Origin of the sequence: Granulicatella balaenopterae, from assembly GCF_900111135.1 — a bacterium.
Lineage (GTDB): Bacteria > Bacillota > Bacilli > Lactobacillales > Aerococcaceae > Granulicatella > Granulicatella balaenopterae.
This window is the reverse complement of record NZ_FOGF01000046.1, coordinates 1-15,648: the sequence shown is the minus strand read 5'-3', so window position 1 is coordinate 15,648 and position 15,648 is coordinate 1. Positions and strand designations below refer to the sequence as shown.

The window sequence follows — 15,648 nt, the reverse complement described above, 5'->3', positions numbered from 1 at the left end:
TTCAAGAGCTAGAAAATAAGGACGTGGATTTGATTATGCGTTCGTTATCTAGTCTTTCGTAATTTTTGATTAGCTAAATGATACACTAAAACAGGTTTACGTTGGTGAAGTCCTTCCTTATCCTATTAGTATTCCCCTAGCTTTGTTGTAAAATCAAGCTAATAAGAGATGCTAATTTTATAATATAGTATATCCCCATCATTCTGACATAATATGCAAAAAAGCACCCCTTGAAGCTAGAATTACAAGTCTAACTTTAGGGATGCTACATCTTATGTTGTTTGTTAATATTGTGATTTCAATACCTATTATGTTCTCTATTAATATTTCAATACATCCAATGTTTTATGTTAATTATAATAGGTTATCTATTCTCACACTTTCACTATACCACAAAGTATTTTTTATGCAACTCCCCTTCCCCTCCCGTTCGCATTCCCCCCTTCTTTATTGTAAAATTAAGGTGATAAGAGCAATAATTTATTGCGTTTTGAAAGGTGGGATTTTTATGCGTCGTGGGACTGATTTTTATGGTGAGGAGTCGGATAGTTGGTTGGTGCATTTGTGGAATTTTTATGCGGCTGTTATAAGTCCGGCTGTGGTGTGGTTGATGGTGTTGTTCAAGTCGGAAATTCAGTTAGAGGCTGGTATGCGGGTTAGTATGCTGACTTTTGGGGCTTTAGGGATTTTTATTCCTTTGGTGATTTTTCATTTGAAGTATGAGTTTCATCCGGCTATTTCGGTGGTTGGGACGCTTAGTTTTTTGGCGATTTTTGTGCGGTTGGCGGTCTATTTTTTCATTCAGCGTTATCAAGCGCCTCTTACGTTTTGGGGTGTCGTGGTGGTGTTGGTGTCGGGGGCTGTTTGGAGTATTGTGATTGAGTGTAATCATACTTTGACGTGGCATCTGCAGGATTTTCCGCAAAATGAATGGCTGTTTCCTTGTTCGCATAATGTATATAATCAGCGTTTTTATAAAGGTATGTGGTTGGTTCTTTTGGTTCCAGGAGTAATTTTTTTATTTTTATTCTAAAGATAGTATTCTAGCGAGGAGTGATGATGAGATTGCTCTTCGCTTTTTTTAAGGGAATCCACACAAAAAATCCGCTATAATGAATGGTTTCACTATAACGGATTTTCGTTAATTTATATGATTTTTTTGTTATTATTTTATTTCCCAGACTATATGTACTCGATTGGTTAGCTCGATTTCTTTGGCATCGACTGAGAATTCCACGGGGGCAGATTCCATGATTGGGGAAAATCTACATTCAGAGTCCAAAAAGTTGTTGCTATACAAGTCATAACAATCATTGCCATGCTTAATGGTCACCACTTCGCCTAATGTTACGCCACTTGCTTTCGCTAGGATTTCAGCTTTTTTCTTTGCATCCAATACCGCATCAGAAAGTAACTTGTTCTGACAATCTTGTTGCTCGGCTGGACTAATCGTATGGGATACCTGGAATTCAAATTCAATTCTGGATTCAAGCAAGGCTGACAAAATCTCTCCAAGGCGCTTATTATCTTCTGCAAACTCTAAAAACATACAATGAACATATGAATACCCCACAAAACGCTGACGATAATGATTATTTTTATCTCGGTATGACTCAGTGTTCGTATCAATATCTAACCTAATCGTCTTCAAATCATGCTTAGAAAAACCAAGACGCTCAACAATATACTTGAACCGCTCCGTCTCCTTAGTCGACTGATAAACAGCCTCCTCAAAAGTATCCCTATCACCTGAAATTGTTATCGAAAGTCGCATCATAGTCGGCTTAACAAATAATTGACTCTCACCTTCCACATTAATCGTTCTCATCACCAAACCTCCTTCAGAAATATATAACTCCTATGCTTAATTATAACAAATTTTCAGAAAGAAACATAAAAAAATAATTAAAAATATACTTGAAAAATAAATTATCTAAGAACTTCGCCTCGCAATTATGTGGAAATACAGTAATATCGACGAACAAAAAAACGAAAATTAAGTAGAAATAATATCATATAATATGAACGCTTCAAACCTCAGAAAACTTCGCCAAAAAATCACGCCTCAAACTCTGATGAAAAATACTGTAATATCAACCCACAAAAAAGCGGAATCAGTAAGAATAAATGAACGAGCCAAAAATGACTAAAAAATGACGCAAAAAACATAATACACCAAGCAAAACATCTACTACAATAGCTCCCCCCTATCACACCAAACACTCCAAATAACCAGTTGTGGCAATTGATTGGTAACCATATTTAGCTAGTTAACGAATACTGTTGCCCCAAAAAGCAACACTCCTAAAAAGTTATAATGTAGGAACACCACAAATTTCAATTTAATGAATACTGTTAAACTACCTCGCATACCTAGAACATCGTAATACTCTTCCGTAAAGAATCCCCTTACTTTTTATGTTATTACTTGAATTTCATCGTATCAGGTATTATATTTAAGATATAGTATTTTTTAGTGGTTACCTTTCGTCCTTTTGGTAGCCACTTTTTTATTTTCTATATACGATTAATAGCCTCGTAGCAATGCATCTTAATCAGCTATTTCCTTTACTTATTTTTCCTTGCAACAACAACCCCTTCATCGAGTGGGCTAGCCGCAATTACCTCACTTTTGAGCATTTCAAATCCAGCAGCTGTAATATACTCCTCATAAGATTCTCTAGTAAATTCCCTTTTCACATTAAAGCCAAATAACTTCATTACCTTTAATTTAACTGTATTTTTAGATTCCGTATCAATAAATGTCAATGCAAACAACCGCCCTCCTGGTTTCAATACACGCATCGCTTCAGCCAAAACTTTATCCGCATCACTCACGATATGTAACACGTTCCCAATTACAACCGCATCAAAACTCCCATCTTCATATGGTAAATCTATCGCATCAGCAACCTCAAAAATAATATTTTCAACCGACTTACGCTTATTTGCATACTCAATCATTCGTTCAGAATAATCTGTTGCTATCACCTCATCCACAAAACTACTTAACAAAAAAGTAATCTGCCCCGTTGCACAACCAATCTCTAAAACTCTTAAATTATCCTGTAAAAACGGTGCTATTAACTCCACAAAATTTTCATATACACGCTCATTCTTCTTCATAAAAGTGGCGTAAAACTTAGCACCCCTATTCCAGAACTCCTTATCTCCCTTCATCATATCACCTCACCTTTCACCTTAATTATACACAAAAACTTATGTCCCATACCTTTAACAGCTATTAGATTACTAACTCTTTTGTTGAATTATCAAAAAATCGATCCATAGTAAAGAGCCTTTTTCACACATATTAATACAAAAAAATAAATGATGATTGTGCAGATTTTCTTCACAAACATCATTTATTATAAAGTCTAACTGACTGCTCCCATGGGGTTCTGATTGTCAAGTGTAGCTTGTAATCATACATCATTTTCAGACTTTGGAGTTACAAGTGTAAATCTATTTAAATCAGAACTTTCATTACCAAGCAGTCCAATGACCACATTAGCGGTAAATTTCTGTTTTTCAGCAAGGAAGCACAATCAATCTCCCTTATTATCATATGTATAGATTATATATTCATTCCATGCTATTATCAAATCAAAGAGAAACGGCTTTCATCCCACACGCATGCATGTGGGGGTTCGCCGCAATTTATAACATTCGCTCAATTTAGCTAAAAATATTAATTTTTAGTATTTTGTAATTCTTTAAAGCTATATGTTAAAGTATCTGTATATTGTCCTTTTTTAGTAGCTCCTGCTTTGTCTTTTAAAGTAGCTGTACCTGTTGCTTTAGAAGCATTGTCATGTCCACCAATACCTAATTTTTGTTTAATTTGATTTGCACTTGCACCTGTAAAGGCAGTCTCACCTCCATATTTTAATTCATAAGTTGCTGATTCAGTTCCATTTCCGTTTAATTTTAATTTATATTCATTTTTTGATTGTACACTTGCTTGAACTGATAATTCTTTCCAGTCTTCTAATTTATATCCATTAATACCAGTAATTTCAACATCAGCATTAGCTGTTGTATTTTTATCTGTAAATGAGATAGCTGTTGGAATAATCATTCCATATTGTCCATTCCCATCAGGTAACACTTGTCTATTATCATAAGTAACCGGTGTTGTACCACTTTTAATTGTGTTTGTTGGTGAAGTTTGAGCTGCTGCAAAAATTGGTGTTGCTTGTACTACCATTCCTCCTAAAATTGTCATTGCTACGATTGCTTTTTTATTGAACATTAAAATTCCTCCATTTCATTTATTCTTTTCTGTTCAAATATATACTTAACATAGAAATTCTATATTAGTACCAAATTAAATTCTCTTGAAGTAGAATCGCACATTACCTTTCCAATTACCTTTACTTTTATCTACTTCATGTCTTGGTGCTTCAAAATGAATGATTTGTGGCTTATCTTTGTATTGAGAATTAATTTTCCCAACTTCCATTTTATTTTGAGCACTTAATTTATTACCGACAGATGTTACTGTAAACTTACTACTTGGATCATCAACTTTGACTAATTCAAAAGTTTTATCTACAGACACATCATACTCAACATCTTCTGCAGTATAATCTGCAAAATAGATGTCTGCTTGTCCTACTAGCTTATCTTTTTGATTTTTAGTGCCACTTTCAAGAGTAACACTCTTAGGAATCACAATAAATCCTGAAGCACCATTTATTTCGGTTCTATCACTTGTATCATAGCTCCACGTATTTTCAGTAACTTCTTGATTAATTGATTTTTTTACATTAGGATCATCTTCCACATATAATTCAATAGTTGCTTTCCCTGGTAGATGATAGGGTTCCCCATTACTATCTAACCAGCCATTAAGTTGGACTTTTACATCTTCTAATTCAACTAAACCAGTTTGCTGATTTACTTTAAAAGCTTTTGCCTTACTTGCTGTTTTGACATAATTTTCAAATTCTTCTTTAGTTAATGTAACTAATTTCGTTTCTGAAATAGGTTTGGAATCTTTTGCATAGATATAATGATTAGTAATTGTTGCTGTATTGTCATCCACAATTACCGTTCTATTGAATTCATTAGTTAATCTATTATCTGATTGGTCTATTACTTTTAGTTTTAAAGTATAGATACATCCTTTTTCTATTTTTTTAGGAAACTCATTAACCTTTTCACCGTTGACCTGATACTCCCATTCAAACTTCATCTCTTGCGTACCTTTATCTTCAGTACGAATTTTATATTTTTTAGAAGTTGGTGAAGCAATTTTAGCATACAGTTCGTTCCATAATAACTCTTTATTTACCTTCGTTGGATTATTAACTTTTATAATTTGAGAATTAGTAATTGGAGCATTACCTTGTTTAGCTTTTGCGTAAAGTGCAGGTTTATTTTTAATCTTGATTACTGTTGAGCTAAGGATTTGAGACATACCTCTTTGACCAAGTAACACTTCCAAATTAAAATTACTCAATTCTCCATACTTTTCTAATTTTGGTATAGTAACTTCATACTGAACATAATACTTATTACTATTTGGAGGGCAAATAACATCTAATGGATGATTGACATCAAATTTTTTCCCTGTAGAAATAGGATTTAAATTATTCAAATCAGTTCCTGTTTTTACATTTAAGATTTCTAAATGCTTTTCTTTACCATCTATTTTCATAGCTTTTAAATTTAATTTATCTGTTATTTCAGCTGTTGATTTATTCCCATTCCATATTTCATGAGTGATGGTAACTTTTTCATTTGATATAGCATCTTTTTTCCCTGATTGCACTGTATAATTTGTTGATATTTCCGGATCAATATCAGTATATTTAATATCATTGAAATTAAATTCTAATAAATCTTGTATTGCTGTATTCGTCGATGCTGAAAAACTAATATATGCTTTATTTTTTTTCAAGATTGAAAGATTATTAAAACTATTTTTCTTTACCATTAATTGATCGTTAAAGTAAAGTTCTAAGGTATTCGTATGAGCATTCCACGAAATCTTAAAGTTAGTCCAACTATTATTATAATTGGAAAGATCGATATCTTTATTTTGAATTGATGGTGTTTCTACTGCTCCAACATCATTAGTTTCTAAAATTTGAATATGTTGTCCAGTCGACAGATTATCACCAAATTGATATGAATTGTTACCTTGGTGTTTATATGGATCGAATTCAAGAACAATGCCCCTATTTAACCCAACTTCTCCAGCCCAAGTACTGCTTGCCCATATTCCTTTAGAAGAATATACTCCTAGCGTAGCGTTAACGTTTTTCGAAACATATTTTTTATCATTATGAAATGCTACTGTAAAACCTGAAAGCTTATCTGCTTGAGTATATTTTAATGATCCTTTAATCTCAAAATTTCTAGTAAAATCAATTTTATACTTACTTTGCAAATAGATTGTTTGATTGGAATAACTTGTATTCCCTTTACCTAGTGATATTCTATTCTTATTTATCTTAAAATAATCATTAGTTATCCGCTTTGGATTTACTGGATATCCTGAGTTATTCGTTTCAGAAATTGTACCACTATAAGTAAATTGTTCTTCTAAATTAACATGAGAATTTCCAAAACTTAATAGATTCTCATTATTCGGTGTATTATATACGACTGATCCTTCTCCAAATTTATTTGGTAAATCACCCATAAATTCTACGGCACTTGAAGTTTCAATTTTATCATTTTTTGCTTTTTCTGACTTGGCTGATTCTTGTGCTGCTTCATTTTTAGACTTTTCTGAGTCTGTTGATTCTTCTACTACATCATTTTTTTGCTTTTCTGACTCTATTGAATCTTGTGCTGCATCATTGTTTTGCTTGTTTAAGTCTGTTGATTCTGCTGTTGCATCATTCTTTGACTTTTCTGAGTCTGTTGATTCTTTAATTTTAGTTACCTTAACAGTAATTTTTTCTTCTTTAGCCGTCCTATGTTGAGAATCTTTTTCCTCGTTATCTGATTGAGCTTCATTAGTTTGTTCACTTTTATTTATAGCTTTTGGTTGTTTTTCTGCATATTTTACAGTAAAGCCATAACTTCCATTTTTTTCAGTTGCATAACTAGCTATCTCATTTTTTTGTTGATCATATAAGACAGTTCCTTCTTTATCTGACAAGATAGAGACTAATTCATACTTTTCTTTATCGAAACTATTCATATCAAATGTAATATTCGCTTTGCTATGATCAGTGGTATATTCCACTTTATTTTCGATGATTGAATTAGTATTCTGAACTGAGCTTGCATAAATTAATGCGAGAGGATTCATCATGCTGACTACCATCATTAGTAATGTTAATATACAAGTTGTTTTTTGTAGATCCTCCTTTTTAGCTCGCATCAGCATTTTCTGTTTTAAGTTTCGAGTTTGCTTCAAAGTTCATCACTCCTTTCACGTCGCTACTCAACTACATTCAGCTTAACATCAATATCTGAGCCATTATATTCCAACTTTGTATCTTCTAAATCAAAGGATTGGAATTTTAAAATGGCATTATAGCTTCCAACTTCATTAAATGCTTTATTCATCTTGATTGGCGTTATTCCCTTACCTGGTGGTACCAGTTTACTTTCATATAACACTTCATTGGTATCTTTTTCTATTAATGTAAACTTAAAATAACACGGGTTACCCTCTGGATTAAAAAACGCTGTATTAATAGTGTCATTTCCTTTTTCTAGAGTAAATTCCCCATATCCAGGTACCAATATTTGAGAGTCACTTATATTATCTGGACGTTTCAAGGCTGAAGAATAATCGCCTGCATTTGGGTCTATATCCGCTTTATTTTTATTATTAAAAGCCAAACTACCCAATATCAATGCTAATATAGCTAATAAGATAATCCACACAAGAAAGCTCTTCTTTTTCTTTACTGCTATATACTTATGTTCTTCACAAGGAATATATCCTATTGTTTTATAACGTTTTTCTTTGTAGGTTCCTATTTTTTGAATATAGATGTCGGTATCTTCATCTATTATTTTTTGTATACCGTTTTCTTCTTGATTCTTAATAGATATTTCACCAATAATCGAATAATCGCCTTCCGGATGTCTTTCATTTAAATTTTCAAAAGTTATATACCTTATTTTTTTCTTTGTTCGTTTATCAATAAAGTATAATTCATTATATTTCTTATCAGCCACGTTATACCTCCTAATTAATTTTTAATCAACTTGATTTTTTTACGATATGTATAGATTATTCCAGCTAGCGATAAAACAAATAATATACACCAAAACACTAAATTACTGCTATCTCCCGTCTGTGGAAATATCTTTCTTGCAGATTCAAATTCCACAATAAGAGTCTGTTCTTTTTCAGCCCCACTGACTGTCAGTTTATTATCTGCAATACTAGCTTCAACATTACTCCCATTTAACAGTACTTTTTTTACCTTTCTCCCAGTATCGGCTTTTAAATGAAAAGTCATTGATTCATCAACCGCAAGATCATACTGCTTAGTTTGATTTCTTAATGTCTCTGTTGCTGTTGATACTTCACCTTTCCCCGTTACTTTTACATGTAGAGGATACGTTACACTTGTTTCTTTTGTGTAAGTTACCGGAACATTTCCAGTAGTCTCAGCTCGTACGGAAATACCCATAAATAATAAACAGCAACAAATCATTGCAACTATAACCCTACTCATACTACTTTTTTTCTTCATCGTTCCCCACCTTTTCACTTAAATTATTTTTATAATGTATTAATGAATTTTTAACAACAACAACTTTATCTGTTTTTAAATTCCAACTTAAGCATATTAGTTATACCATCTTATGCACTAACAAAGTAAAAAATTACTCAAACAACACCTAAACTTGTATAAACAACCTTTTAAATAATCTCAAAAAAATCATGAGTTGCATCTGTTGATTTATAATCAAAATTGACCCACCTTTAATGAATACTTTTGACCCACCCCTTCTTAAAAAATTATTTATTTTTCCAATAATTTAACAGATACAATTGACCCACCTAAATAATAAAATATATACTTTTTCAGTATGTGACTCGCATACTGAAAGGAGAATATGAGGTGAAAAATTTGCAAGATTAGGCAGCGGTTCAAAGAGTGTATAAACATACGGGCTCAAAAAGAAAGACAGCTAAAATGTTAAACATGTCAAAAAATACGGTCAAAAAACTGGTTGAGATGACTCAACCACCCGAATACAAAAAAAGGGATTATGGTTCGGTGATTGATCCGTACAAAGATCAAATAGTTGCTTGGAGGTGTGATCCATATAATTTTAACGGTACACGTATTTTTCGTGAATTACAAAAAAGAGGATATTCAGGAAGTATCGGCCCACTTTATCACTATTTAAGAAAAGTGGATAACGATTTAGAAGGTCATATTAATAGTAAGGCTACAGTAAGAATTGAAACTCCTCCAGGAGATCAAGCACAATTTGATTGGACTGAATACAATGTACTTGTTGGAGGGCGTTATCGAAAAGTTTATTGCTTTGCTTTGATATTATCAGCATCCAGAAAAAAAGCTGTTTGTTGTTCGCTAACAGTAGATGGTGCAGCAATTTATGAAGCCATTCAAGAATTGTATGATGATTTAGGTGGCGTGACATTAGAATTATTAATTGATAATCCAAAGGCATTAGTTATTCAAAATAATCCCAAATCACTACATGAAATTTCTTACAATACTCACGCATTAATGATGGCAAAACATTTAGGTACAGATGTAAATGCTTGCCCTTGCTATTGGCCAAGAAAAAAGGGAAAATAGAATCTCCATTTAAATATATAGAGGAACAATTTATTAAAGGAAATTCTTTCGCTAGTATGGATGAGTTAAATAGGAAATTAAAAAAGGATGTTGATGAATGGTGTTCTAAAGAACATGGAACTACAAGAAGAATTCCTAATCAACACTATCTTTTAGAGGAAAAAGAGACATTATTACCTTTACCGAAAAAACACTATTACATAACCGCATTGGAAACAAGAAAAGTAAGTAATGATAGTTATATAAGTATTAAAGGTAACAAATACAGCGTTCCTGTTCAATATGTAACTAAAAATGTTTTTTTCCGAATTATATACGGTTTTAAAATTATGATATATGATTCTAAAAATAATTTTATTACCAGTCATGAACTTGTAGATGGAAAAAAAGAAATTGTAACTATTGAGCAACATTACGAAGCTATCGCTCCTAAAATATCAACTTCAATTCCTCAATTAAAACGTGATTTTTCATTTATTTTTAGTAATGGTGCAGAATTTATTGAAAAAGCTAGTAGAAATATTCAACAGCCAATGAAACTTATGCGAAAAATAATGATGCTCAGAGAATTGTATGATGATAACACATTAGATTTACTATTAAGAAAAGCTATTGATGAAGGCAATCTAGATATCAAATCATTTCAATCTATGTTATTTCATTATAACCAACAGCTCAAACTTCCAAAAGAAGCACCAGAACAGAATAAAGAAATAGATATAAACAATGGTTTATCAGATGAAATTACTAGAGAATGCAGTTATTACGAGAATAGTGTAAAGGGGTTGAATTAATTTGGGAATTCATTGTGAAAGCAAAGAAGAATATATATATGAAATGATGAAAAATTTTAAGCTTGTGGATATGAGAGAACAATATATGGATATTATAACCGAGGCAACAAATGAATCACTTAGCTATATTGATTTTTTAGTACGACTTATCAAAGTAGAAGAACACGGGAAATTAGCTCGTCGGAATTCAAAGCTTATTAACTCAGCTTGTTTTGACATTACATCAACACTTGAAGATATTGACTATTCTTTTAATCCATCAATTGATGCGGATAAAATAAATAGTTTAGGGACGTTACAATTTATGGATAAGCATGAAAATATCATTTTAATTGGCCCTCCTGGGGTAGGAAAAAGCTTAATAGCTACCGGAATTGGTCGAAATGCATGTAAAGCTGGCAAAACAGTACTCTTTATTAATGCTAAAGAATTAGTTGATAAATTATATGAATCGATGAAATACGGAGACCTTGTAGAATTATTGAAAAAATTGGATAAAATAGAGCTTTTAATTATTGATGAACTATCTTATATAAAAATGGATAAAGAACGAGAGAGCCTATTTTTTCAAATGATTCGACGTCGATATGAAAAAGGCTCTCTCATTATTACTACCAACTTACCATTAGGTAAATGGGACTCGTTATTTAGTGGGCAATTAGCAGCAACCGCTATATTAGACCGTTTAATCCACCATTGCCATATACTCAGTATATCGGGTGACAGTTATCGTGTCAAAGGTAAAAATAGATAAAACGAAAGGAATAACTATGAAAAAAATACAATCTAACAAATTAAATGAGTTAGCAAAAATTTATAATGAATCTGGAAAAACAGCTTTATTTCAATATATTAGAGATAATGATCTAGTAAAACATCCTTATGCCCTACTGAAACGCATGAAAGAAAGATCATCGTTAAAATATAACGTAGAATTAGACTGTTTTGAAAGTGTCAGGGATTGTGATGAGGATTTATTTATGTCGGTTGAAGAACTGTGTTCTCCTATTAATAATTCAAGCATTAATCAAGCGCAAAAAGATTATAGCGATAAACGGAATGATATCATGGAGCAATTGGTTCATAATTTAATTGGAGATCGTCTTTTAACAATAGATAAGTACGTCAAAATAGATTCAAGATTAAAAGAAATATTTATCGATAAAACATCGATGGTATTAGATGGATATGAAATAAAAATTTATTGAGGGTGGGTCAATTCTATCCGTAAAATTTAGAAATAATAAATAAAATTGAACCCCATGTTTTAATACATGGTGGGTCAATTGTATTCGTTAAAGTGGGTCAAAAGTACTTGACAATCTACACATGTGTTAGTCACTCACTACAACACCTATTAGTACTAAATAAAACATAAATATTAGTTATTCATATTTTATTATGAGATAAAAAAAGACTATCCTTCCTAAAAGAAGTAGATAGCCTTACATAAAAAATATTCAATTTCATTTACAAATAATCTCTAACCATCTCTATAAAAAATAAACTTTCAAATACGCTTTAAGCGAACCACAAAATATAATTTCTCAAAGCCAGACCTTTTTGGATGGTTTACTAATCTAATTCAAAGGAATCTTTATTATGCATTTAAATTCTCTTTTTTCTTTATCAACTTTTATCAAAACCATTCCATTAGCTTCTCTAGCAATATGCTTTACACTTTCCATTCCAATACCATGAAACAATTTATTTTCTTTTGTCGTCAGTAATTTATTATTCTTTATATTAATATGCCCATTAAACGTATTGCTTTGATAAATAATTAAATTTTCATCCTTAACATAACTCTTAAACTTTATCCGTCTATCATCATGATCCGCTTGCTTAATACATGCTTCAAATGCATTACTTGATAAATTATTAAATATATTAACTAAATCCAATTCTGATACATTAAAATCTTCTGGAATATAGCAATCTGAATCAAACAAAATCGCTTTATCTAAGCACTCTTTCGAACATCTATTCATTAATGCATTGATCAGCGGATTATTTGACATTTTTTTATTATAACTAGAAAGTTCATGTATTCTATCATTAAATGTTGCTATGATATTCAATGCACTTTCCTCATTTCCAATAATAATCGCATCCTTAATATTTAATAGCACTTTTTTAAAATCATGATTATACATTCTTAACAAATATGAGTACTCCTCTATTTTCTTGTTAAGAGTCTCATTATATTCTAAGTTTAATAAATTGCTCTTGTACAAAATCTCTTCTTCTACCCACTTAATCAATGCCATCGTCATACTTAATAAACAATAAAAACAAATAAGAATGCATATTCTATTAATCAATAAATTTATAGTAATTCCTCTAATATTATCGGCATAATAATATGTATAATTAGAATTAAGTAAGATCATCACTAAACTTGTAATAGTTATTGTAAATCCTTTTAATTCCTTTGAATTGATTAATAATTTCTTAGCCATATTTATATCACATATCTTTTCAAAATTACCACCAAGAACCAAAATTAATATACTCCCTAATGCAAATGATAAGATATATAGCTCATAAGAATGAACTACTTGATGCATACTAATTTTAAAAATAATACTAAATATACCAATTACAATATCTCTATTTATAATCATATGAAATATCTGATATATAAGAAGAATATAAATTTCTATAATCGAATTACTAAAAACAACCTTCAACATCCCCAGCTGTACTAAAAATGCTAATATATAAGTAATACCTGTATTAACCTGATTACATACTAATACGATTAATATACAAGACAATAAGATAGGATAAATTTTTATTATTATTTTATTTTTTATTTCCAATAAATTACTGCAGTACTCTACAAAAAAAATATTATACCAATATATTATAATAAAAGTTACTAATTCTATTGCACCAATCATTATCATCACCCTTTAAACTCATAAAAATTTTTCACAAACTCTATTAAAGCCTATTTGGTAAACTATCATTAGGAAAAGAAACACTTATAATCAAAGTAATTCATATCCTAATTCACGAGGGTTAATTGTAACTGTTAAAAAAGACCAAAAACAATCTTTAAAAATGTGGGGCAATTTAATTATAAATCAACAAATTCTACAAAAATAGCCTAAATCTGTTCAATAACAATTACTAAAATTAGTAATTGTTAACTGACAGAAATAGTTATTTTTAAATTGACACTAACAACGTACCCTAACATCAACAACTATTTATATTAATAAATTATCAAATTCATTTTCCAAAATAAGCTTTTTAAAATCTTTACTATATTTTCTCCCTATTGGAATAATAATGTCTTTTTTTAATATGCACTCAATATTATTAAAACTATTAACATACTTCACATTCACAATATATGACTTATGACATCTTATAAATCCATACTTTTGAACTTTATTATAGATATCTTTCAAAACATAATTTACCTCTTCTACCTCTCCATCAACCTTATGTAACATTACTTTCTTATTTAAACTCTCCATATAAACAATTTCATCTAAGTCGATTACTCTATTCCGATATTTTTTAGAGGGAATCATAATACTTTTATTTGCATTACTACATACTAACTCACAAGCTTTTAACATTATGGTATTAAGCCTATCATCATTATCATTTTTCAAGATATAATTCAACGGCTCTACTTCAAATGATTCCAAAGCAAATTCCTTACTTGAAGTTAGAAATATAATAACTCCATTATATCCATAGTTTCTTAATTTTTTTGTAGTTTCAATTCCATTAGTATCATTCATTAATATATCCATAATAATAATATTAAATTTATACGGATTTTCCTCTAAGTCAAATATTAAACTTTCTCCACTACTAAAACTATCTATTCTAAATGCATAATTATGTTTACTTAATAAATTACATATCTTATTTGAATAATACTCTAACGTATCTTTTTCGTCATCACATAAACAAATATTTAACATTCTATAACACTCCACTAATACTAATTATTTTATTTTCCTTATCATTGGTAAAGCCTTTAAATTGATAGTATACTTATTTTCAATCGATAAGTCTTGCATGAATTACTAATCTAGCATCTTCAAAATCATATGAACAAGTCGATAATGTTAGTATTCTATCTGAAACCTTAACTTCTACATCTGAATCATAAATAGACTTATTACATATATTGTTTATAAATGCTGAAAATTCTTCTTCATTATTAAATGTTATCACAATACTTTCTGCATCATCAGAAGTAGTAGTATAAACACTAAATATCTCATAGGTAAGTTTTTCATGATTCTTGCTCATTATGTGTATAATTTTATTCTTTTCTAAATAATCTTTATCTTTATATTTTTTTAGACTTCCAAACATTGTACCATTTTTCATATGGTGACCATAAATAACAGTATTTTTATCTTGAAAGCCTTCATTCCTATAATCCATAAAGATAGATCCAGAACTTAAATACTGCTTATTAAAATCTCTTGTTAGATAATAGTCATTATTAGACCCTTTTACTATTGGATAATCAATTGGAGTATCTTTTATAGTTATCCATCCCATATATTCAGAATTTATGCTATTTAAATCCAACTCTTCTTTCTTTTCTCTTATCTCTTTATATATTCTTCTTGTATCATTACCATCTTTCACTATTAAAGTAATATTATACATACTCACAAACAAAATTATCACTATTATAAATTTTACTATTTTTTTTAATGTCGCCATATTTATCACCTCAATAAGATATTTAGAATATATTAGTAAAAATAAGTATATTTCCCTACTAAACTTATTTTACTAGAATAACATTCCTGTGAACTACACACTAAGCTAAAGTTTAGGTGCTTCTTGTTTCTCCCTCTCCTGCGTTTCCTAATCTAATTGATTATTCCTCCGTCTTACAAAAAGTCCATAAGCGTATAAGTTTAGGTAGTTCCTACCATACTATAATCTATTTTTTATTATGCACTCATGAGGATTCTAAGTCCTTCGTTTTTTATATTCAGTGCAGCATTTATATCTCTATCTAACTCAAGACCACATTCACAACAATATGTTCTATCAGTTAGGTTGAGATGTTTTCTATTGCCACAATGGCTACAAATTTG

The 15,648-nt window shown here is 30.3% G+C and carries 15 protein-coding genes and 1 pseudogene; 6 read left to right on the top strand and 10 right to left on the bottom strand.

Annotated features, from left to right (window positions below):
• Together BMX09_RS10200 and BMX09_RS08625 are read left to right on the top strand one after the other, a co-directional pair.
• Nucleotides 1-62: pseudogene (locus BMX09_RS10200) on the top strand (integrase); the annotation flags it as partial.
• A 446-nt stretch (nt 63-508) separates the two neighbouring features.
• Nucleotides 509-1,033 (top strand): hypothetical protein, encoded by a 525-nt coding sequence (locus BMX09_RS08625; protein ID WP_089747725.1) that lies wholly within the window; start codon nt 509-511, stop codon nt 1,031-1,033.
• Nucleotides 1,034-1,165: 132 nt separating this feature from the next.
• Here the strand turns inward: BMX09_RS08625 and BMX09_RS08620 are convergent, their stop codons facing one another.
• The 6 genes from BMX09_RS08620 to BMX09_RS08595 all read right to left on the bottom strand — a co-directional run bounded on the left by BMX09_RS08620 (nt 1,166) and on the right by BMX09_RS08595 (nt 8,660).
• The gene (locus BMX09_RS08620; protein WP_089747723.1) at nt 1,166-1,828 is read right to left on the bottom strand and encodes an SIMPL domain-containing protein; all 663 of its coding nucleotides are present in this window, start codon (nt 1,826-1,828) and stop codon (nt 1,166-1,168) included.
• 740 nt (nt 1,829-2,568) lie between these two features.
• Nucleotides 2,569-3,126, bottom strand: a complete 558-nt coding sequence (locus BMX09_RS08615; RefSeq protein WP_177159594.1) for a class I SAM-dependent methyltransferase — start codon at nt 3,124-3,126, stop codon at nt 2,569-2,571.
• A 565-nt stretch (nt 3,127-3,691) separates the two neighbouring features.
• Complete coding sequence (locus tag BMX09_RS08610) at nt 3,692-4,255, bottom strand: hypothetical protein (protein ID WP_089747718.1); 564 nt, start codon at nt 4,253-4,255, stop codon at nt 3,692-3,694.
• A gap of 75 nt (nt 4,256-4,330) precedes the next feature.
• The gene (locus BMX09_RS08605; RefSeq protein WP_089747716.1) at nt 4,331-7,381 is read right to left on the bottom strand and encodes an L-type lectin family protein; all 3,051 of its coding nucleotides are present in this window, start codon (nt 7,379-7,381) and stop codon (nt 4,331-4,333) included.
• A 23-nt stretch (nt 7,382-7,404) separates the two neighbouring features.
• Entirely contained in the window at nt 7,405-8,154 is a 750-nt protein-coding gene (locus BMX09_RS08600) for a hypothetical protein (RefSeq protein WP_089747714.1), read from the bottom strand.
• 14 nt (nt 8,155-8,168) lie between these two features.
• Nucleotides 8,169-8,660, bottom strand: a complete 492-nt coding sequence (locus BMX09_RS08595; protein WP_143054397.1) for a hypothetical protein — start codon at nt 8,658-8,660, stop codon at nt 8,169-8,171.
• A 507-nt stretch (nt 8,661-9,167) separates the two neighbouring features.
• Here BMX09_RS08595 and BMX09_RS08590 point away from each other — a divergent pair.
• From BMX09_RS08590 to BMX09_RS08575, 4 genes are read left to right on the top strand one after another with little or no spacing between them, the layout of a single operon-like run.
• Nucleotides 9,168-9,761 carry a DDE-type integrase/transposase/recombinase gene (locus tag BMX09_RS08590; RefSeq protein WP_177159593.1) on the top strand — a complete coding sequence of 198 codons (594 nt, stop codon included), beginning with the start codon at nt 9,168-9,170 and terminating at the stop codon, nt 9,759-9,761.
• Nucleotides 9,737-10,555: a Mu transposase domain-containing protein gene (locus BMX09_RS08585; protein WP_143054396.1), complete on the top strand. Its 819-nt coding sequence runs from the start codon at nt 9,737-9,739 to the stop codon at nt 10,553-10,555. The genes BMX09_RS08590 and BMX09_RS08585 overlap by 25 nt, the downstream gene beginning before the upstream one ends.
• A 1-nt stretch (nt 10,556) precedes the next feature.
• Entirely contained in the window at nt 10,557-11,309 is a 753-nt protein-coding gene (istB, locus tag BMX09_RS08580) for an IS21-like element helper ATPase IstB (RefSeq protein ID WP_218138940.1), read from the top strand.
• Nucleotides 11,287-11,763 carry a hypothetical protein gene (locus BMX09_RS08575; protein WP_089747705.1) on the top strand — a complete coding sequence of 159 codons (477 nt, stop codon included), beginning with the start codon at nt 11,287-11,289 and terminating at the stop codon, nt 11,761-11,763. Before istB ends, BMX09_RS08575 begins: the two co-directional genes overlap by 23 nt.
• A gap of 372 nt (nt 11,764-12,135) precedes the next feature.
• Here the strand turns inward: BMX09_RS08575 and BMX09_RS08570 are convergent, their stop codons facing one another.
• The 4 genes from BMX09_RS08570 to BMX09_RS10520 form a co-directional block, all read right to left on the bottom strand.
• Nucleotides 12,136-13,461 carry a GHKL domain-containing protein gene (locus tag BMX09_RS08570; protein WP_177159592.1) on the bottom strand — a complete coding sequence of 442 codons (1,326 nt, stop codon included), beginning with the start codon at nt 13,459-13,461 and terminating at the stop codon, nt 12,136-12,138.
• Between the two features lie 312 nt (nt 13,462-13,773).
• A complete protein-coding gene (locus tag BMX09_RS08565; RefSeq protein WP_089747701.1) occupies nt 13,774-14,505 on the bottom strand; it encodes a LytR/AlgR family response regulator transcription factor in 732 nt (243 codons plus the stop codon).
• 79 nt (nt 14,506-14,584) lie between these two features.
• Entirely contained in the window at nt 14,585-15,265 is a 681-nt protein-coding gene (srtB, locus tag BMX09_RS08560; protein WP_089747699.1) for a class B sortase, read from the bottom strand.
• A 236-nt stretch (nt 15,266-15,501) separates the two neighbouring features.
• Nucleotides 15,502-15,645 (bottom strand): zinc ribbon domain-containing protein, encoded by a 144-nt coding sequence (locus BMX09_RS10520; RefSeq protein ID WP_407645243.1) that lies wholly within the window; start codon nt 15,643-15,645, stop codon nt 15,502-15,504.
• Nucleotides 15,646-15,648 lie beyond the last annotated feature (3 nt).